The 15,831-nt window shown below is 68.8% G+C and carries 15 protein-coding genes and 1 pseudogene; 13 read left to right on the plus strand and 3 right to left on the minus strand.

Features of this window, described 5'->3' with window-relative positions:
* Positions 1–139: 139 nt before the first annotated feature.
* Entirely contained in the window at positions 140–655 is a 516-nt protein-coding gene (locus tag ASF16_RS04390; RefSeq protein ID WP_056163273.1) for a MarR family winged helix-turn-helix transcriptional regulator, read from the minus strand.
* 162 nt (positions 656–817) lie between these two features.
* Positions 818–2,362, minus strand: coding sequence for a YifB family Mg chelatase-like AAA ATPase (locus tag ASF16_RS04395; RefSeq protein WP_056163276.1), 1,545 nt, complete (start codon positions 2,360–2,362; stop codon positions 818–820).
* A 215-nt stretch (positions 2,363–2,577) separates the two neighbouring features.
* On the opposite strand from ASF16_RS04395, the gene ASF16_RS04400 reads away from it, so the two are divergent.
* From ASF16_RS04400 to ASF16_RS04450, 11 genes and pseudogenes are all read left to right on the plus strand, one after another.
* Positions 2,578–3,309: a TorF family putative porin gene (locus ASF16_RS04400; protein WP_056163280.1), complete on the plus strand. Its 732-nt coding sequence runs from the start codon at positions 2,578–2,580 to the stop codon at positions 3,307–3,309.
* A 47-nt stretch (positions 3,310–3,356) separates the two neighbouring features.
* Complete coding sequence (gene glnK, locus ASF16_RS04405; protein ID WP_015012094.1) at positions 3,357–3,695, plus strand: P-II family nitrogen regulator; 339 nt, start codon at positions 3,357–3,359, stop codon at positions 3,693–3,695.
* A 33-nt stretch (positions 3,696–3,728) separates the two neighbouring features.
* Positions 3,729–5,165, plus strand: coding sequence for an ammonium transporter (locus ASF16_RS04410; RefSeq protein WP_056163283.1), 1,437 nt, complete (start codon positions 3,729–3,731; stop codon positions 5,163–5,165).
* A gap of 321 nt (positions 5,166–5,486) precedes the next feature.
* Positions 5,487–6,611 carry a glycolate oxidase subunit GlcE gene (glcE, locus tag ASF16_RS04415; RefSeq protein ID WP_056163285.1) on the plus strand — a complete coding sequence of 375 codons (1,125 nt, stop codon included), beginning with the start codon at positions 5,487–5,489 and terminating at the stop codon, positions 6,609–6,611.
* A 27-nt stretch (positions 6,612–6,638) separates the two neighbouring features.
* The gene (locus ASF16_RS04420) at positions 6,639–7,427 is read left to right on the plus strand and encodes a YoaK family protein (RefSeq protein ID WP_056163288.1); all 789 of its coding nucleotides are present in this window, start codon (positions 6,639–6,641) and stop codon (positions 7,425–7,427) included.
* Between the two features lie 57 nt (positions 7,428–7,484).
* Positions 7,485–8,735 carry a glycolate oxidase subunit GlcF gene (glcF, locus tag ASF16_RS04425; RefSeq protein WP_056163292.1) on the plus strand — a complete coding sequence of 417 codons (1,251 nt, stop codon included), beginning with the start codon at positions 7,485–7,487 and terminating at the stop codon, positions 8,733–8,735.
* A gap of 89 nt (positions 8,736–8,824) precedes the next feature.
* Positions 8,825–9,736: pseudogene (locus ASF16_RS04430) on the plus strand (ProQ/FINO family protein); the annotation flags it as partial.
* Positions 9,737–10,010: 274 nt separating this feature from the next.
* On the plus strand, positions 10,011–10,691 hold the full coding sequence (locus ASF16_RS04435) for an alpha/beta fold hydrolase (RefSeq protein ID WP_056163296.1): 681 nt from the start codon (positions 10,011–10,013) through the stop codon (positions 10,689–10,691).
* A gap of 156 nt (positions 10,692–10,847) precedes the next feature.
* Complete coding sequence (locus ASF16_RS27090; RefSeq protein ID WP_082516742.1) at positions 10,848–11,219, plus strand: DUF2798 domain-containing protein; 372 nt, start codon at positions 10,848–10,850, stop codon at positions 11,217–11,219.
* A 205-nt stretch (positions 11,220–11,424) separates the two neighbouring features.
* Positions 11,425–11,925 (plus strand): GyrI-like domain-containing protein, encoded by a 501-nt coding sequence (locus tag ASF16_RS04445; RefSeq protein WP_056163298.1) that lies wholly within the window; start codon positions 11,425–11,427, stop codon positions 11,923–11,925.
* Between the two features lie 202 nt (positions 11,926–12,127).
* Complete coding sequence (locus tag ASF16_RS04450; RefSeq protein ID WP_056163300.1) at positions 12,128–12,862, plus strand: YafY family protein; 735 nt, start codon at positions 12,128–12,130, stop codon at positions 12,860–12,862.
* Between the two features lie 19 nt (positions 12,863–12,881).
* Here the strand turns inward: ASF16_RS04450 and ASF16_RS04455 are convergent, their stop codons facing one another.
* On the minus strand, positions 12,882–13,868 hold the full coding sequence (locus ASF16_RS04455) for a LytTR family DNA-binding domain-containing protein (RefSeq protein ID WP_056163304.1): 987 nt from the start codon (positions 13,866–13,868) through the stop codon (positions 12,882–12,884).
* A gap of 170 nt (positions 13,869–14,038) precedes the next feature.
* On the opposite strand from ASF16_RS04455, the gene ASF16_RS04460 reads away from it, so the two are divergent.
* Positions 14,039–15,289 (plus strand): acyltransferase family protein, encoded by a 1,251-nt coding sequence (locus ASF16_RS04460; protein ID WP_056163306.1) that lies wholly within the window; start codon positions 14,039–14,041, stop codon positions 15,287–15,289.
* Positions 15,286–15,774, plus strand: coding sequence for a GNAT family N-acetyltransferase (locus tag ASF16_RS04465; RefSeq protein WP_056163308.1), 489 nt, complete (start codon positions 15,286–15,288; stop codon positions 15,772–15,774). The genes ASF16_RS04460 and ASF16_RS04465 overlap by 4 nt, the downstream gene beginning before the upstream one ends.
* Positions 15,775–15,831 lie beyond the last annotated feature (57 nt).

Here is a 15,831-nt window from a genome sequence, read left to right on the forward strand (position 1 = left end):
CGGCGCCAACACCAACAAAGCAAAAAGCCAGCGGCCCAGGGAGGGCGCGCTGGCTTTTTGCCTTGCTGGGCTGCCGCTGCGGTGCGGCTGTGGGGCCCTGTGCCCCTGTGGCCGTGTGGCCGTGCCCCCAGCCCGCGCGCTACGAAGCGCTTTGCGTGTAGACCTTCTGCAGCAGCCGGATCAGCGTGGTGCGCTCGGCGGCGGTCAGTCTGGCGGTGGCGTCCACCTCCAGCTGCGCGGCGGTCTGCTCGGCCTGGGCGGTCAGCTCGGCCCCTGCGGGCGTGAGGTGCACGCCCATCGCACGGCCGTCGCTCGGGTGCGGGCGGCGCTCGATCAGGCCGCGCCGCTCCAGCGCGGCGATCAACCCCACCAGGTTGGGCGGCAGCACGTTGAGCGTGGCGCACAGCTGGCGCGACGTGATGCCCGGGTTGTGCGCCACCAGCGACAGCACCGAAAAATCCACCACCTTCAGGCGGTACACCGCCATGCGTTCCATGAAGACCTCGATCACGGCCAGCGACGCACGGCGCGCGTTGTAGCCCACCAGCGTGCGCAGAAAGCCCGTGTCCACCGACTCGGTGAAGGGCTCGGCCGAGGGGGTGGCGGGTGCTGCTGTAGCGGCGGCGGTTTTCTTGGAGGGGCGAGCGCTGGGCATGGGGCGATTGTGCGGAGTGGGGGGCGGGCCGGGGTCCGGCGCAAAGGCAGTGGTTGATGTAGATCAGGCCCTGCCGCAGGTTCTGGAAGCCTTGTTTGCTATGGATTTTATAGTTTTGGCAGGGTGAGGCCGTCGCTGCCGTGTCGGGGCCTCAGCGCAGTGCTACGCCGGGCTGCGCAGCACGCGCCGGTACTGCACGGCCTCGGCCACGTGGCTGACTTCGGTGGTGGGCGCCCCCGCCAGGTCGGCGATGGTGCGCGCCACCTTGAGGGCGCGGTGCGTGCTGCGCGCCGACCAGCCCAGGCGGGCCGCGGCGGTGTTGAGGAATTTGATGGCCGTGTCGTCCAGCTGCACGTGCGTGTCGATCTCCTGGCCCTGCAGCGCCTGGTTGGTCTTGCCCTGGCGCGCCAGGGCCACAGCGCGGGCGCGCTCCACCCGCTCGCGGATCGCGGTGGTCGACTCCCCCGCGGGCGCCTGCACCAGTTGCTCGGCGGGCAGGGCGGGCACCTCCACATGCAGGTCGATGCGGTCCAGCAGCGGCCCGCTGAGCTTGCCCTGGTAGCGGCTGATCTGGTCCGGCGTGCAGCGGCACGCGCGCTGCGTGGAGCCTAAAAAACCGCATGGGCAGGGGTTCATCGCAGCGATCATCTGGAACCGCGCCGGAAAGTCCGCGCGCTGCGCGGCCCGCGATATCGTGATGTGGCCGGTCTCCAGCGGCTCGCGCAGGGCTTCCAGAGCGGCGCGGGGGAATTCGGGGAGTTCGTCCAGAAACAGAACGCCGTGGTGGGCCAGAGAGATCTCGCCCGGTTTTGGGGGAGAACCTCCGCCGACCAGCGCTACCGCACTCGCCGTGTGGTGCGGGCTGCCCGTAGGCCTTTGCCCCCACCGCTCAGGCTGCAGGCGCCCCGCCAGGCTGGCAATCGCCGCGCTCTCCAGCGCCTCCTGCACGGTCATCGCGGGCAGCAGGCCCGCAAACCGCAGTGCGAGCATCGACTTGCCAGAGCCTGGCGGCCCGGCCATCAGGATGCTGTGCGCGCCGGCCGCAGCGATCTCCAGCGCACGCTTGGCCGTGGCCTGGCCCTTCACATCGGCCATGTCGGGGCCTTGGGTGTGGGCGGTCAGCGGTTGGGGCTCGAGGCGGCTCCAGCCGTCGTTGTCGACGTCGGCATCGCCCCCCGCCACGCTGCCGGGCGGCAAGAAGGCACGCACCACGTCGAGCAGGTGGCGGGCCCGCACCACGCGGGCGTCGGGCACCAGCGCGGCCTCTTCGGCGCTGCCAGGCGGCAGCACCAGGGTGACGTCGATCTGCTGGGCCTGCAGCGCCAGGCTGGTGGCCAGTGCGCCGCGCACGGCGCGCAACTCGCCCGAGAGCGACAGCTCGCCCGCAAACTCATAGCCTTTGAGCTTGCTGGCATCGACCTGTCCGCTGGCCGCGAGGATTCCCAGGGCGATGGGCAGGTCGAACCGGCCCGAGTCCTTGGGCAAATCCGCGGGTGCCAAGTTCACCGTGATGCGTTTGTTGTGCGGAAATTCGAGCCCCGCGTTCTGCAGCGCCGAGCGCACGCGCTCCCGCGCTTCCTTCACTTCGACCTCTGCCAGTCCCACCAGCGTGAAGCTGGGCAGGCCATTGGCCAGATGCACCTCGACCGTCACCGAAGGCGCCTGCAGCCCCAGAAGGGCGCGGCTTTGCACCAAAGCAAGACTCATGAAGCAGATTCTCCCCAGATGGGTGCGTTTTGTGGTTTTTAGTTGCGCGTAGTGCGCGCCTTGCACCAAGTAAGTGCATGGCGCGGAGCGAACAACCCCTCACTGTACCGGGGGATCCATGTAACGCGAAGCAACGGGCCGGCGCGGCATGACATGCCAGTGGCACGGTCCGTGCTTAGAGCCCCTGTCCCCTACTTTGTCCAACCGGAGGAAACATGACCCGCGCCATCATCAAGACCCTGGGCGTTGCCCTTGTTGCAACCCTTCCCATGCTGGCCAGCGCCCAGCTCACCGGCAACGTCAGCCTGACCACCAACTACAAGTTCCGTGGCCAGGACCAGGACGCCTCCAAGGCCAAGGCCGTCAAGCCCGCGCTGCAAGGCGGCTTCGACTACACCTTCGGCGAAACCGGCTGGTACGTGGGCAACTGGAATTCCAGCGTGGACTGGCTGGCCAACAACTCGCTCGAGTCCGACCTGTACGGCGGCTACAAGTTCAAGGCCGCAGGCGCTGATTTCGACCTGGGCGCGCTGACCTACATCTACCCCGGCAACAGCAACGGCAACACCACCGAGCTGTACGGCGCGGCCACCATGGGCCCCTTCACCGCCAAGTACTCGCACACCATCTCCAAGGACTACTTCGGTTTCGCAGGCGCCAAGGCAGGCTCGGGCCTGAAGGGCACCAACACCGGCTACCTGAACCTGGCGTTCGCCCAGGAAGTGGCCCCCAGCGTCACGCTGAAGGCATCGGTGGGCTTCACCCGCTTTGCCAGCGACATCAAGGACACGGGCGTGCCCAACTACATGGACTACAGCGTCGGCGGCGCGTATGACTTCGGCAGCGGCCTGTCGCTCGGCGCTGCCGTGGTGGGCGCCAACAAGAAGGCCTTCTTCGGCCACGTGAACAAGTCGCGCGTGATCGTCACGCTCACCAAAACCCTGTAAGCAGTCTCGACGGGCGCAGGCTGCGCCCGTTGTCGGAGGATCCCAAAATGAAAATGGTGACAGCCATCATCAAGCCCTTCAAGCTCGACGAGGTGCGCGAAGCGCTCTCGGACATCGGCGTGCAAGGCATCACGGTAACCGAGGTCAAGGGCTTCGGCCGCCAGAAGGGCCACACCGAGCTGTACCGCGGTGCAGAGTACGTGGTCGACTTTCTGCCCAAGGTCAAGATCGAGGCCGCGGTGGCCGACGACCTGGTGGACCGCGTGATCGAATCCATCGAAACCGCCGCCCGCACCGGCAAGATCGGCGACGGCAAGATTTTCGTGACCCACCTGGAGCAGGTGGTGCGCATCCGTACCGGCGAAACCGGCAAGGAAGCCCTGTAAGGGCCCGGTTGCCACAGACACCAGAGAAATGCCATGAAAAAACTGCTTGCTTCCTTTGTACTGGGGTTGAGTCTGCTGTCCGGCGGCTCCGCCGTGCTGGCCCAGGCCCCTGCCGCTGATGCCGCGGCATCGGCCCCCGCAGAAGCCGCGCCTGCTGCCGCTGCGCCAGCCCCCGCCGCCGCACCTGTCGCTGCACCGGCACCCGCCGCTGCGGCCTCCGATGCAGCCCCTGCCGCACCCGTGCCCAAGATCGACTCCGGCGACACCGCCTGGATGTTGACCTCCACGCTGCTCGTGATCCTGATGACCATCCCGGGCCTGGCGCTGTTCTACGGCGGCCTGGGCCGCAGCAAGAACATGCTGTCGGTGCTGATGCAGGTCTTCGTGGTGTTCTCGCTGATCTCCCTGCTGTGGGCCATCTACGGCTACAGCCTGGCGTTCTCCGGCGAGGGCAAGTTCTTCGGCGGCTTCCAGAAGATCTTCCTCAAGGGCGTGACCCAGGAGACCTTCGGCGCGCTGATCACCATCCCCGAGTACGTGTTCATCGCGTTCCAGGGCACGTTCGCGGCCATCACCGTGGCGCTGGTCGTCGGCTCGTTCGCGGAACGCATCAAGTTCTCTGCCGTGCTGATCTTCTCGGTGCTGTGGTTCACCTTCAGCTATGTGCCCATGGCCCACATCGTGTGGGGCGGCGGCCTGCTGGCGGCTGACGGCGCACTGGACTTCGCAGGCGGCACCGTGGTGCACATCAACGCCGGTATCGCCGGCCTGGTGGGCGCGTACATGGTGGGCAAGCGCATCGGCTTCGGCAAGGAAGCCCTCACGCCCCACAGCCTGACGCTGACCATGGTCGGTGCCTCGCTGCTGTGGGTGGGCTGGTTCGGCTTCAACGCCGGCTCCGCTGGTGCCGCCAACGCCGGTGCCGGCCTGGCCTTCGTGAACACCGTGCTGGCCACTGCCGCCGCCACGCTGTCGTGGATCGCTGGTGAAGCACTGCACAAGGGCAAGGCTTCCATGCTGGGCGCCGCCTCCGGTGCCGTGGCCGGCCTCGTGGCCGTGACGCCTGCCGCTGGCTTCGTGGGCCCCATGGGTTCCATCGTGCTGGGCCTGCTGGCCGGTGTGGTCTGCCTGTGGGGTGTGGGTGGCCTCAAGCGCCTGCTGAATGTGGACGATGCATTCGACGTGTTCGGCGTGCACGGTGTGGGCGGCATCCTGGGTGCCATCCTGACCGGTGTGTTCGCATCGCAAAGCCTGGGTGGTACCGGCGGCCTGACGCCCGACACGTTCTCGATGGGTGCCCAGGTGTGGATCCAGGTCAAGAGCGTGCTGTTCACCATCGTGTGGTCCGGCGTCGTGGCGTTCATCGCCTACAAGATCGCCGACCTGCTGGTGGGCCTGCGTGTCTCGGAAGAAGCCGAGCGCGAAGGTCTGGACATCACGTCGCACGGCGAGACGGCGTACAACCGCTGATCCCGTCAGCCCGATGCGCTGCGGTGTCTGGTGGCACCGCAGCGTTGCAACAAGAACAAGCGAGTGACTCCTCTTGGTTCTTCAGCCCGCCGCCCTGGCGGGCTTTTTTCGCGTGCGGCGGGGCCTGCAGACCCGTGCAGCCCCGCACGCTGACCACCTGAACGCCCCTTGAACGCTCCCTGAACGCCCGCTTGAACGCCGCCAAGGCGAGCGCCGCATCTTCAGCGGCCAAGCAACCTCCGCCGAATTGCAGCGCGCTGTTCAAAAAATTCACGCGCCCAGGCCGTCGCACGGCAGGTGCCTGCCGCTACGATCCCAGGCATGGACCACGCCCTTGCCCAGATCGCCGACCGTGTGCGCGCAGCCGCCGCCGACCAGACGCCCTTGCGCATCCGCGGTGGAGGCACCAAGGACTTCCATGGCCTGGCGCTGCATGGCGAGGTGCTCGACACCCGCACCTTGCGCGGCATCGTGAGCTACGAGCCCAGCGAACTGGTCGTCACCGTGCGCGCCGGCACCCCGCTGGCCGAGCTGGAGGCCGCGCTGGCCGCACAGGGCCAGTGCCTGCCGTTCGAGCCCCCGCATTTCGCCCAGGCGCCCTCGGACGCCGCCACCGTGGGCGGCATGGTCGCCGCGGGTTTGTCGGGCCCGGCGCGTGCCAGCGTGGGTGCGGTGCGCGACTACATGCTGGGCGTCACGCTGCTCAACGGCCGCGCGGAGCTGCTCAGCTTTGGCGGCCAGGTGATGAAGAACGTCGCGGGCTACGACGTGTCACGCCTCATGGCGGGCGCCTGGGGCACGCTCGGGCTGCTCACCGAGGTCAGCCTCAAGGTGCTGCCGGTGGCCCCGGCCGAGGCTACGCTGCGCTTTGAATGCAACCAGGCCGACGCGCTGCGCAAGCTGCACGCCTGGGGCGGCCAGCCGCTGCCTTTGAACGCCAGCTGCTGGGTGCAGGACGGGGCGGTGGGCACGCTCTACGTGCGCCTGCGCGGCGCCGTGGCGGCCGTGGAGGCCGCCTGCCGCAGCATGGGCGGCACGCGCCTTGACAACACCACCACGGCGCCCGACTGGACCGCCTGCCGCGATCAGACCCTGCCGTGGTTCACCGACCGCGCGCAGCGCCCCGGCCACGCGCTGTGGCGCCTGTCGCTGCCGCAGACCGCGCCGGTGCTCAGCCTGCCCGCCGCGGCCCAGCCGCTCATCGAGTGGCATGGCGCGCTGCGCTGGGTGCAGGCACCGGATTCGGCGGGCGACGCCTTGCGCGACGCTGCGCGTGCCGTGGGCGGTAGTGCTACTGTTTTCATAGCTTCTGGCGCAGATCCAGCAAGCGGTAGCGGCCCGTTAGACCTCAAATCCCGCGCGCTGGAGCAGATCCACGCCCGCCTCAAGCACAGCTTCGACCCGGCGGGCATCTTCAACCCCGGCCGCATGGCGCAGGCCTGGTAGGCCCGGGACGTGCTTGCTGCCAACGCCATGCGACGACACCTGCGCCACCTGACGGGGCACCACCGCACAGTGGCGAGCAACCGCGTGCTGGGCCTGCTGCTGGCCTTCAACGCGGGCGCGGTCAATGCCGGGGGCTTCCTGGTGGTGCACCTGTACACATCGCACATGACGGGCTTTGTCTCCATGCTGGCCGACAGCCTCGTGCTGGGCAACACCGCCCTGGTGCTGGGGGCTATGGGGGCGCTGCTGGCCTTCCTGTGCGGCGCGGCGACCACGTCGGTGATGGTGAACTGGGCGCGGCAGCGGCGCCTGCACAGCAGCTATGCGCTGCCGCTGCTGCTGGTGGCCGTGCTCATGCTGGTGTTCGGCCTGGTGGGCGCGATCACGCTGAGCTGGCCCACGCCGTTTGCGGTACCGGTCACGGTGCTGCTGCTGTCGTTCATCATGGGCCTGCAGAACGCCACGGTGACCAAGATGTCGTCGTCGCAGATCCGCACCACGCACATGACCGGCGTGGTGACCGACCTGGGCATCGAGCTGGGCAAGATGCTCTACTGGAACCGCACCGGCACCGCGCCGGAGTCGCAGGTGCGCGCGAACCAGATCCGGCTGCGCCTCTTCGCGGGGCTGCTGGGGATGTTCCTCGTGGGCGGCATCGCAGGCGCGGCGGGCTTCAGCCATGTGGGTTTTGTCTTCGTGGTGCCGTTGGCGCTGGTGCTGCTGGTGCTCTCGCTGCCGCCGTTGTGGGCCGACCGCGCGCGGCTGCGCCGCCCGCAGCGCAAGGCGTTGCCGCTGGCTCCGCCCCCGGCGCTGTGAGCCCGCACTGTTCAGCGCCCCCCAATCCCTCGTTGTCCCTTCGTCCAGGCATGCTCGATGCAAACCCAACTCTCCCCTGAATACCGCGCCCGCGCCGATGGCCTGGAGGCCGAAGCCATCCTGCGCAAATGCGTGCACTGCGGCTTTTGCACCGCCACCTGCCCCACTTACCAGTTGCTGGGCGACGAGCTGGATGGCCCGCGCGGCCGCATCTACCTCATCAAGCAGGTGCTCGAAGGGGCCGAGCCCACGCGCAGCACCCAGATGCACCTGGACCGGTGCCTCACCTGCCGCAACTGCGAAAGCACCTGCCCGAGCGGCGTGGAGTACGGCCACCTGGTGGACATCGGCCGCAAGATCGTGGACGAGAAAGTGCCGCGCCCCCTGGGCGAGAAGGCGCTGCGCTGGGCGTTGAAAGAAGGCTTGCCGTCGCCCCTGTTCGGCCCCGCGATGAAGGCCGGGCAGATGGTGCGCGGCCTGCTGCCTGCGGCGCTCAAGGCCAAGGTGCCCGCACCGCAGCCCGCTGGCGCGTGGCCCACGCGCGAACATGCGCGCAAGGTGCTGATGCTGGCGGGCTGCGTGCAGCCGGCCATGATGCCCAACATCAACACCGCCACCGCGCGCGTGCTGGACGCGGCGGGCATCCAGACCGTGGTCGCCGCCAAGGCGGGTTGCTGCGGCGCGGTGAAGTTCCACCTCAACGACCAGGCGGGCGGCATGGCCGAGATGCGCGCCAACATCGACGCCTGGTGGCCGCTGGTGGAGCAGGGCGGGGTGGAGGCCATCGTCATGAACGCCTCGGGCTGCGGCGTCACCGTGAAGGAGTACGGCCACATCCTCAAGGATGACGCGCAGTACGCGGCCAAGGCTGCGCGCATCAGCGCGCTCACGCGCGACCTGTCCGAGCTGCTGCCCGACATGCTGCCCGAGCTGGCCGACAAGCTCGCAGGCCGCGCACAGCCTGCGGCCGACGTGTTGTACGCCTACCACCCGCCCTGCACGCTGCAACACGGGCAAAAGTTGCGGGGAGGCGTGGAGGTGCATCTGGCGCGCCTGGGCTTCAAGCTGCGCGCTGCGCGCAACGAAGCGCACCTGTGCTGCGGCTCGGCGGGCACGTATTCGGTGTTGAACCCCGGGCTGTCCTACCAGCTGCGCGACCGCAAGCTGGGCGTGCTGGCCGAGGCTTTCGGCGAGCAGCCGCCGGACATGATTCTGTCGGCCAACATCGGCTGCATCACCCACCTGCAAAGCGGCACGGGCACGCCGGTGCGGCACTGGATCGAGGTGCTGGACGAGGCCATCGCGTGATGCCGGTTACATCCGCTGGCGGGCATTTTTGCCAACGCTGGCATGATTGAGGGTTTTGTCGCCCCACACCTCACATTTCCCGCACCGCCATGACCGATTCCGTGTCCGCACAAGAACAACAACCGAACGCAGTCCCGACCGCTGCCGCTGAGTCCGCGTCCACCGAGGCCGCTGCTGCAGCCGCTCCTGCCGTGGTGACCGCAGCGTCGGCTGGCGCGCAGACGCCCGGCCCGGGCCGCCGCTCCGGCGGGCCGCGCCGCGGCGGCGGCGACCGCCGTGGCAATCGGGGTGGCGCGGCGCGCCAGGGCGCAGCAGCGCCCGGCGGCGAAGCGGCTGCTGCGCAGGCACAGCCGGGCGAACGCGCTGCGGCGGCCCGCACGCCTCCTCGCACGCACCCCATGCTCGAGCAACTGGCCAGCCTGTACCCGCAGCTCTTCGGCGCGGTGTTCCGCCCGCTCAAGCGCGGCGTCTTCCAGGACATCCTGGCAGCGCAGCCAGAGGCCTTCGAGCGTGACGAGCTCAAGGTGGCGCTGGGTATTCACACCCGGTCCACCCGCTATCTGCAAAGCGTGGCGGCCGGCGACAAGCGCCACGACCTGTCGGGCCAGCCGGTGGAAGACATGGCGCCCGAACATGTGCACCATGCCCTGCTGGAGGTCTACCGCCGCCGCAAGAACAACAAGGCCCGCCCCACCGAAGACCTGCTGCCCAAGCTGCGCAACCGCATGATCGCCGCGTTCGAGGCAACGGGCCTGACGCGCGAGGCGTACTCGGAGCTGGTGCAGGGCCGCGACGAAGCATCCAATGCCATCCTGCAGGAGGCCTTTGCCGAATGGGCTGCCCGCAACGCCAAGGACGAGGCGCTGCTGCGTGCTTTCGAAGCCAGCGGCCAGACGCTCGAAGCCTTTGCCGACATGTACGGCCTGGTGCCGCGCAGTGTGGGCCAGCAGCTGGAGCGCGCACGCCGCCTCGCCGCGGCGCGGCTGCAGCAGGCCGCTGCGGCTGAGGCCGCAGCAGCGGCTGGTGCTGCAGCATCGTCGGTGGCGCCTGCCGCCGACGCCGAGGCGAACCCCGATGCAGCCGCGGAGGTGGATGCGGATGTGAACGACACAGACGTGAATACGCAAGCGCAAGCACAAGCCGACGCAGCGGCCGTGCCGCCGGCTGCCCCTGCCCCTGCCCCTGCGCAGGGCAGTTGAACCCAGTCACCGGTCTCGCGCCGACGTCTGCACCGACGCCGATGGCCGCACCGATCCCCACGTCAATCCCACGTAGGTGACCACGCCGACACGCCTGATCTTCCTGCCCGGCGTGGGCGGCAACCCCGCGTTCTGGCAACCCGCTGCGAACGCCATCGCGCTGCCGGCAGAACGCGTGCTGCTGGGCTGGCCTTGGTTCGGTGTGGCATCGGCGGCGGACATGCCGCCTGACGCGGCTGGCAGCATGCAGGACCTGGTCGATGCGGTCACGCCGCACATGGACCAGCCTTGTGCCTTGATCGCCCAGTCCATGGGTGGCGTGGTGGCGGTGCTGGCCGCCCTGCAGCGGCCTGAACACCTGACGCACCTGGTGCTCGTGGCCACATCGGGCGGCGTGCCCATCGACGACCTGCGCCCCCACGACTGGCGCGCCGACTTCATCCGCTCGAACCCTGCCTTTCCGCAGTGGATGGCGCACGAGCGCTGGGACCTGGCGCGACAACTCGCGTCGCTGAGCGCGCCTGCACTGCTGCTGTGGGGCGACGCCGACCCCATCAGCCCCGTGGCCGTGGGCGAGCGGCTGCAGGGCCTGCTGCCCCATGCGCCGCTGCACGTGCTGCCGGGCGGCGCCCACGACATGGCCCAGATGCACGCCTCGGCAGTGGCCGCGCACATCACGCGCCATCTGCTGGCGGGCGGTGCACCGCTGCCACCATCAACACCACCACCACTGCGCGGCCACGCCGGGGCCGCATAGAATCCTGCTGCGGCCCGGTTCATGGGTTGCCGTAAGCGTTTACGTCAATCAACGTGCCAACCAACGCCGGCCCTGCCGGGGTGGTGGTCTCGCGCCGGCCGTGCAGGCCAGAGGGGGACGGCACCTTGACTGACCGGCCTGCTTCATGGAACTTCAATGAACCAATCTTCGTCTCCCCGCACCGGGTCTTCCGCTCCAGCCGCGGGGTCCGCACCGCCTCTATCTCCCGCGTCTTCCTCATCTGCGGCGGCTCCTTCGGCTCCTGAGCGTTCCTCCAAGACCTTCCTCGGTCTGCGCAAGCTCCCCGCGCGCTCGGCAACCTGGGTCATGCCGCTGCTGCTGTCGCTGCTCATGACCTTCATCGTCTCGCTCATCAGCACCCTGCGTGTGGCGGGCTTCACGCTGGACGTGCTGCGCCTGTGGATGAGCTCCTGGGCGCTGTCCTGGCTGGTGGCCTTTCCGACACTGCTGCTGGTGCTGCCGCTGGTGCGCCGGGCCACGGCAGCCATCGTGGACCCGCAGCGCTAGGCGGTCGCAGGCCCGCCGGCTGCTGACGCCCGATGTCAGCAGCCGTTGGCGCCGATCACTGTGCCCGCTGCAGGCTACTGACATCAGGCTGTCAGCAGCGGGTCCGCACCATGCGGGTCTTGCAGCTGCACACCCCCGCCGACCGGTCCGCCGGTCGGCTCCCTGACCGACCACACCAGACACACCGAGAGAGAGGACCCATCCCATGACCACCCGCACCCCCACCTCCGTACAGATCCCCGCATTCAGCGTGGCCGGCATCGCAATGCGCACCCGCAACAGCGACGAGATGAACCCCGCCATCGCACGCCTTGGAGGCCTGTGGAACCGTTTTTTCACCCAGAGCTGGGAACGCAAGCTGCCCAGCCGCGGCGATGGGGACGGGAACGGGGACGGCCGCATCTTCGGCGTGTACAGCGGCTATGAGTCCAACGAACACGGCGCCTTCGACGTGACGGCCGGCGTCGCCGTGGCCGAACCCGAGCAGGCCCAGGCGGTGCCTGGCGCGAGCCGCGTCGACATCGAGGCCGGCGACTACCTCGTCTTCACAGGCGAAGGCGAGATGCCCCAGATGGTGATCGACACCTGGGTGCGCATCTGGCACTACTTTGCCGACAACCCCACGGTGCAGCGCCGCTTCGGCACCGACTTCGAGGCCTACGAAGGCCCGGACAAGGTCGCCATCCACATCGGCGTGAAGCCGTAGCATGGTGCTCAGCGGGGGACCTGTGGCGACGAAGGCGCCCGCTGCGCGCAACTTTGAAACGTGACAAGTGTATGCTATTAATTTGATAGCTGTTGGCGCTTTCTGATCAAGCGGTAGGGGCCTGAATCACCCAAATATCGCAACGCCTCAACGCCTCAACGCCTCAACGCCTCAACATCCCAACGGAGCCGACCCCAAGCCCATGCGCCGCGCAGACCGCCTTTTCCAGATCGTCCAGCTCATCCGCGGCAGGCGCCTGTCCACGGCCGCCTTCCTGGCCGAGCGGCTGGAGGTGTCCGCACGCACCATCTACCGCGACGTGGCGGACCTGCAGCACCAGGGTGTGCCCATTGAGGGCGAAGCCGGTGTGGGCTACCGCCTGGGCGCGGGCTTCGAGTTGCCGCCCTTGATGTTCAGCCAGGGCGAGGCCAATGCGCTGGTGGCCGCCGCCCGGCTGGCCCAGGCGTGGCTGGACGCCGGTCTGGCGCGTGAGGTGGAAGGGGCACTGGGCAAGATCCTGTCCGTGCTGCCCCCGGCCGCGCGCGTGGCCGCCGAAGCCCAGGCGCTGTACGCCCCATCCGTCGGCCTGGGCCCCCAGGCCCAGGCCACCCTGCAGTCCCTGCGCGAGGCCGTGCAAAGCCGCCATGTGGTGCAGGTCAACTATGCCGACGTGCAAGGCCGCGCAAGCCTGCGCCGACTGCGCCCGCTCGGCTGCTTCTACTGGGGCAAGGTCTGGACGCTGTCGGCCTGGTGCGAGCTGCGCGGCGACTTCCGCGGCTTTCGCATCGACCGCATCGTGGACCTGGTGGTGACGGACGAGCAGTTCCGCCAGGAGCCCGGCAAAACCCTGGCCGACATGCTGCGCAAGGTCGAGGCCGAGATGGGCTCGCGGCCGCCGGAGTGGCCGCCTGCGGAAGTCCCGGGCTTGAATGCCTGACCGACGCGGGGCCGCAGCATCAACCCCGCTGCGGCGCCAGGGCGTCCCGGTAACGGCGGCTGCACGGCACGGTACTGCCATCCTTCATGACCAGGCGCGCGTCCCCGCTGTCCAGCGGCTCGATCACGGCTATCGCGTCCAGGTTGACGGCATAGCTGCGGTGCACGCGAACGAAGCGGGTAGGGTCCAGCTGGGTGAGGAAGTCGGTGAGTGTCGAGCGCAACAGGTAGTCGTGGCCGTTCACATGCAGGCCCACGTAGTTGGCCTCGGCCTGCAGCCAGGCGATGTCGTTCGCGGCGATGAGGAACTCGCGCCGCAGCTTGCGCACCAGAAAGCGCTCGGGCCGCGGCGCTGGCGCAGCGGTGGGTGAGGGCTCCAGTGCGGCGGGTGAGGTCGTGGAAGCCGCCGGTTCTGGTGCTGTGGTCGGGACGGGCACTGGAACGGTGGAGACCGCCGTGGAGATGACGATGGGGTTAGCGGGCTCCGGCGCATCCAGCACCCTGGCTTCACCCTGCAGCCGCAGCAGCAAGAACCGGTAGCTCACCAGTGCACTCACTGTGAGCGCGTAGCTGCGCACGTCCTTGAGGTATTCGTAGCCCCACTGCTCCCACCAGCCCGCGGGCTGGTAGCTGTGGCCCAGGGCCACATACGCTGCGTGGCGCAGGCCCCACATGCCCGCCAAGTGAATGCTGCAGTACACCGCACTGGCCAGCACGTGCCAGGGCAGGTGGCGCCGCAGCATGCCCCAGCGCAATGTGAAGCGGCGCTCTACAGCCACCACGGCGGGGATCAGCGCTGCGACCACAGCCACGCTGGACAGCTCCCAAAGCAACGGCTCCCACGCCGCCACCACCCGCTGGGTGCCGCGCAGATCGACCCAGGTCACCACCGTGTTGAAGGCCGCCTGGACCAGCAGCACCACGGCCCAAAAGCCGATCTCGGCCCGCCGGCGCAGAGCGCGGTCGTGGGGATAGCGGTCGATCCAGGGGGTCGCGGGGGCGGTCATGGTTGGCAAGTGTAGGCAGGCGCAGAGCGTGCCTGCCCTTGTGGGGCCGCGTCGTTCGTCCCTGCTGCTCGCCGCTCGTCCCGGAGGGGCCTCGGACCGTCCCTGGACCGCACCGCGCGGCAGGCCGTGGCCAGAGCATCCGGGGCATTGCAACCATTTCCCCTTTTCGCATGTCCACACCGTACCCCGGCTGCGCCGCCCCGCGCCGCCACGATATCGACGCGCTGCGCGCGCTGGCGTTTGCGCTCGTCATCGTCTACCACGTGGGCATGTACTACGTGGCCGACTGGCACTGGCACCTCAAGAGCCCGCACGCTGCCGACTGGCTGCAGGGCCCCATGCGGGCGCTCAACCTCTGGCGCATGGACCTGGTGTTCCTCATCTCAGGGCTCGCCTTCGGACTGGTGCGGCGCGGGCACGGCTTGATGAGCCTGGTCCGGCTGCGCAGCCTGCGCCTGCTGGTGCCGCTGGCCTTCGGCATGGCGGTGGTGGTGCCCTACCAGCCCTATGCGCAGGGCGTGGCCAACGGGCTCATCGCGCCGGGTTTCTGCGACTTCCTGCGGCGCTACTACGGTGGCAGCACGTGGCCGGCGGGGGCGTTCGACGGCTGGCACGCGGGCGTCACCTGGAACCACCTGTGGTACCTGGCGTACCTCTGGGCCTACACCATGGTGCTAGCCGTGCTGCTGCCGCTGGCGGAGTCGCTGCCGGGCCAACGGCTGCGCCGCGCATTCACCCGCCTGCGGGGCACTGCACTGGTGCTCGTGCCCGTGCTGCCACTGGCACTGACCACGGTGTTGCGCTGGCCGCACTTCGACGCCACGCACGACCTCATCCACGATGGCTGGGTGCATGCCGTGTACTTCACGCTGTTTGTCTACGGCTACTGGATCGGGCTGGACGAGGGGCTATGGGACGAGCTGGTGCGCCTGCGCTGGCGCACGCTGGGATTGGCGGCCGTGTTGCTGGCGCTGCATTTCGGACTGCGCGGTGCGGTGTGGGTGCAGCAGGCCGGCTTGCCGGTGCGCGTGGCTGTGCGGGTGTTGGCCGATGTTTACGCCTGGGCCGCGCTGCTCACCATCCTGGGTTGGGTCCACCGCTACCTGAACCGTCCCTGGCCTTGGCTGCGGTGGGCCAATGAGTCGGTTTACCCCTGGTATGTGCTGCACCAGACCGTCATCATCGTGCTGGTGGTGGCCTTGTTGCCTTGGCAACTGGGTCCCGTGGTGGAGCCCCTGGTCCTTCTGGTGGGTACGGCGGGGCTGTGCTGGGCCCTCACGGCCGTGGTGCGGCGCGTGGGGTGGTTGCGGCCGTTGTTCGGGCTGTCCAGAAATGCACCCGGCACAGGGCGGCAGTACGCCGCAGCCGAAGCCACCACCACGGTGCACCGCAGCGCTGCCGACAGCACAATGCGACGATGAACCTTCGCCTGTCCGACCTGGTGCCGCCGGTGGTGCTGCGCCCCGCTATCGGCCAGGATGCGCCCCGGCTGGCCCGCCTCTGGCGTGAGGCCTGGCGTTCCGCCAACCCCGGGGTACTCACCGTGGCGCCACTGTCCCACTGGGAAGACCGGGTGCGTTCCGAGTTCGGCCCACCCTGCACCGCGCTGCTGGTCGAGCGCGCAGACGAATCCCTGTTGGGATTCATGGTGCTCCACATGGCGCATAGCCACCTGCACCAGCTCTTCGTGGCGCCTGGCGCGCAGAGCCAGGGTTTGGGTGGCGCGATGGTGCAGGAGATCTGCCAGCGCCTGTGCCCAGCGGGCTGGACGCTGCATGTGGCGACAGCAAACCTGCGTGCGCGGCGCTTTTATGCCCGGTGCGGGCTCATCGAAGGTGCCGTCAGCGTTCATCCGACTTCAGGGCGCGAGAGGGTGGTGTGCAGTTGGCGCAGCGTAGTGCCATAGCGTGTACTGCACTCACGTTCAGGCGAGGGTTGCCGCACTAACCGTTGCAAAAGGTCG

The sequence above is a fragment of the Acidovorax sp. Leaf78 genome, from assembly GCF_001422735.1.
Lineage (GTDB): Bacteria > Pseudomonadota > Gammaproteobacteria > Burkholderiales > Burkholderiaceae_C > Acidovorax.

What these genes read in the sequence shown, in the direction of transcription:
- ASF16_RS04450 (WP_056163300.1), top strand. Translation starts at nt 12,128, where the DNA reads ATGCGCCGCGCAGACCGCCTTTTCCAGATCGTCCAGCTCATCCGCGGC.
- ASF16_RS04465 (WP_056163308.1), top strand. Translation starts at nt 15,286, where the DNA reads ATGAACCTTCGCCTGTCCGACCTGGTGCCGCCGGTGGTGCTGCGCCCC.
- glcF (WP_056163292.1), top strand. Translation starts at nt 7,485, where the DNA reads ATGCAAACCCAACTCTCCCCTGAATACCGCGCCCGCGCCGATGGCCTG.
- ASF16_RS04400 (WP_056163280.1), top strand. Translation starts at nt 2,578, where the DNA reads ATGACCCGCGCCATCATCAAGACCCTGGGCGTTGCCCTTGTTGCAACC.
- ASF16_RS04410 (WP_056163283.1), top strand. Translation starts at nt 3,729, where the DNA reads ATGAAAAAACTGCTTGCTTCCTTTGTACTGGGGTTGAGTCTGCTGTCC.
- glcE (WP_056163285.1), top strand. Translation starts at nt 5,487, where the DNA reads ATGGACCACGCCCTTGCCCAGATCGCCGACCGTGTGCGCGCAGCCGCC.
- ASF16_RS04390 (WP_056163273.1), bottom strand. Translation starts at nt 655, where the DNA reads ATGCCCAGCGCTCGCCCCTCCAAGAAAACCGCCGCCGCTACAGCAGCA.
- ASF16_RS04455 (WP_056163304.1), bottom strand. Translation starts at nt 13,868, where the DNA reads ATGACCGCCCCCGCGACCCCCTGGATCGACCGCTATCCCCACGACCGC.
- ASF16_RS04420 (WP_056163288.1), top strand. Translation starts at nt 6,639, where the DNA reads ATGCGACGACACCTGCGCCACCTGACGGGGCACCACCGCACAGTGGCG.
- ASF16_RS04460 (WP_056163306.1), top strand. Translation starts at nt 14,039, where the DNA reads ATGTCCACACCGTACCCCGGCTGCGCCGCCCCGCGCCGCCACGATATC.
- ASF16_RS04395 (WP_056163276.1), bottom strand. Translation starts at nt 2,362, where the DNA reads ATGAGTCTTGCTTTGGTGCAAAGCCGCGCCCTTCTGGGGCTGCAGGCG.
- ASF16_RS04445 (WP_056163298.1), top strand. Translation starts at nt 11,425, where the DNA reads ATGACCACCCGCACCCCCACCTCCGTACAGATCCCCGCATTCAGCGTG.
- glnK (WP_015012094.1), top strand. Translation starts at nt 3,357, where the DNA reads ATGAAAATGGTGACAGCCATCATCAAGCCCTTCAAGCTCGACGAGGTG.
- ASF16_RS27090 (WP_082516742.1), top strand. Translation starts at nt 10,848, where the DNA reads ATGAACCAATCTTCGTCTCCCCGCACCGGGTCTTCCGCTCCAGCCGCG.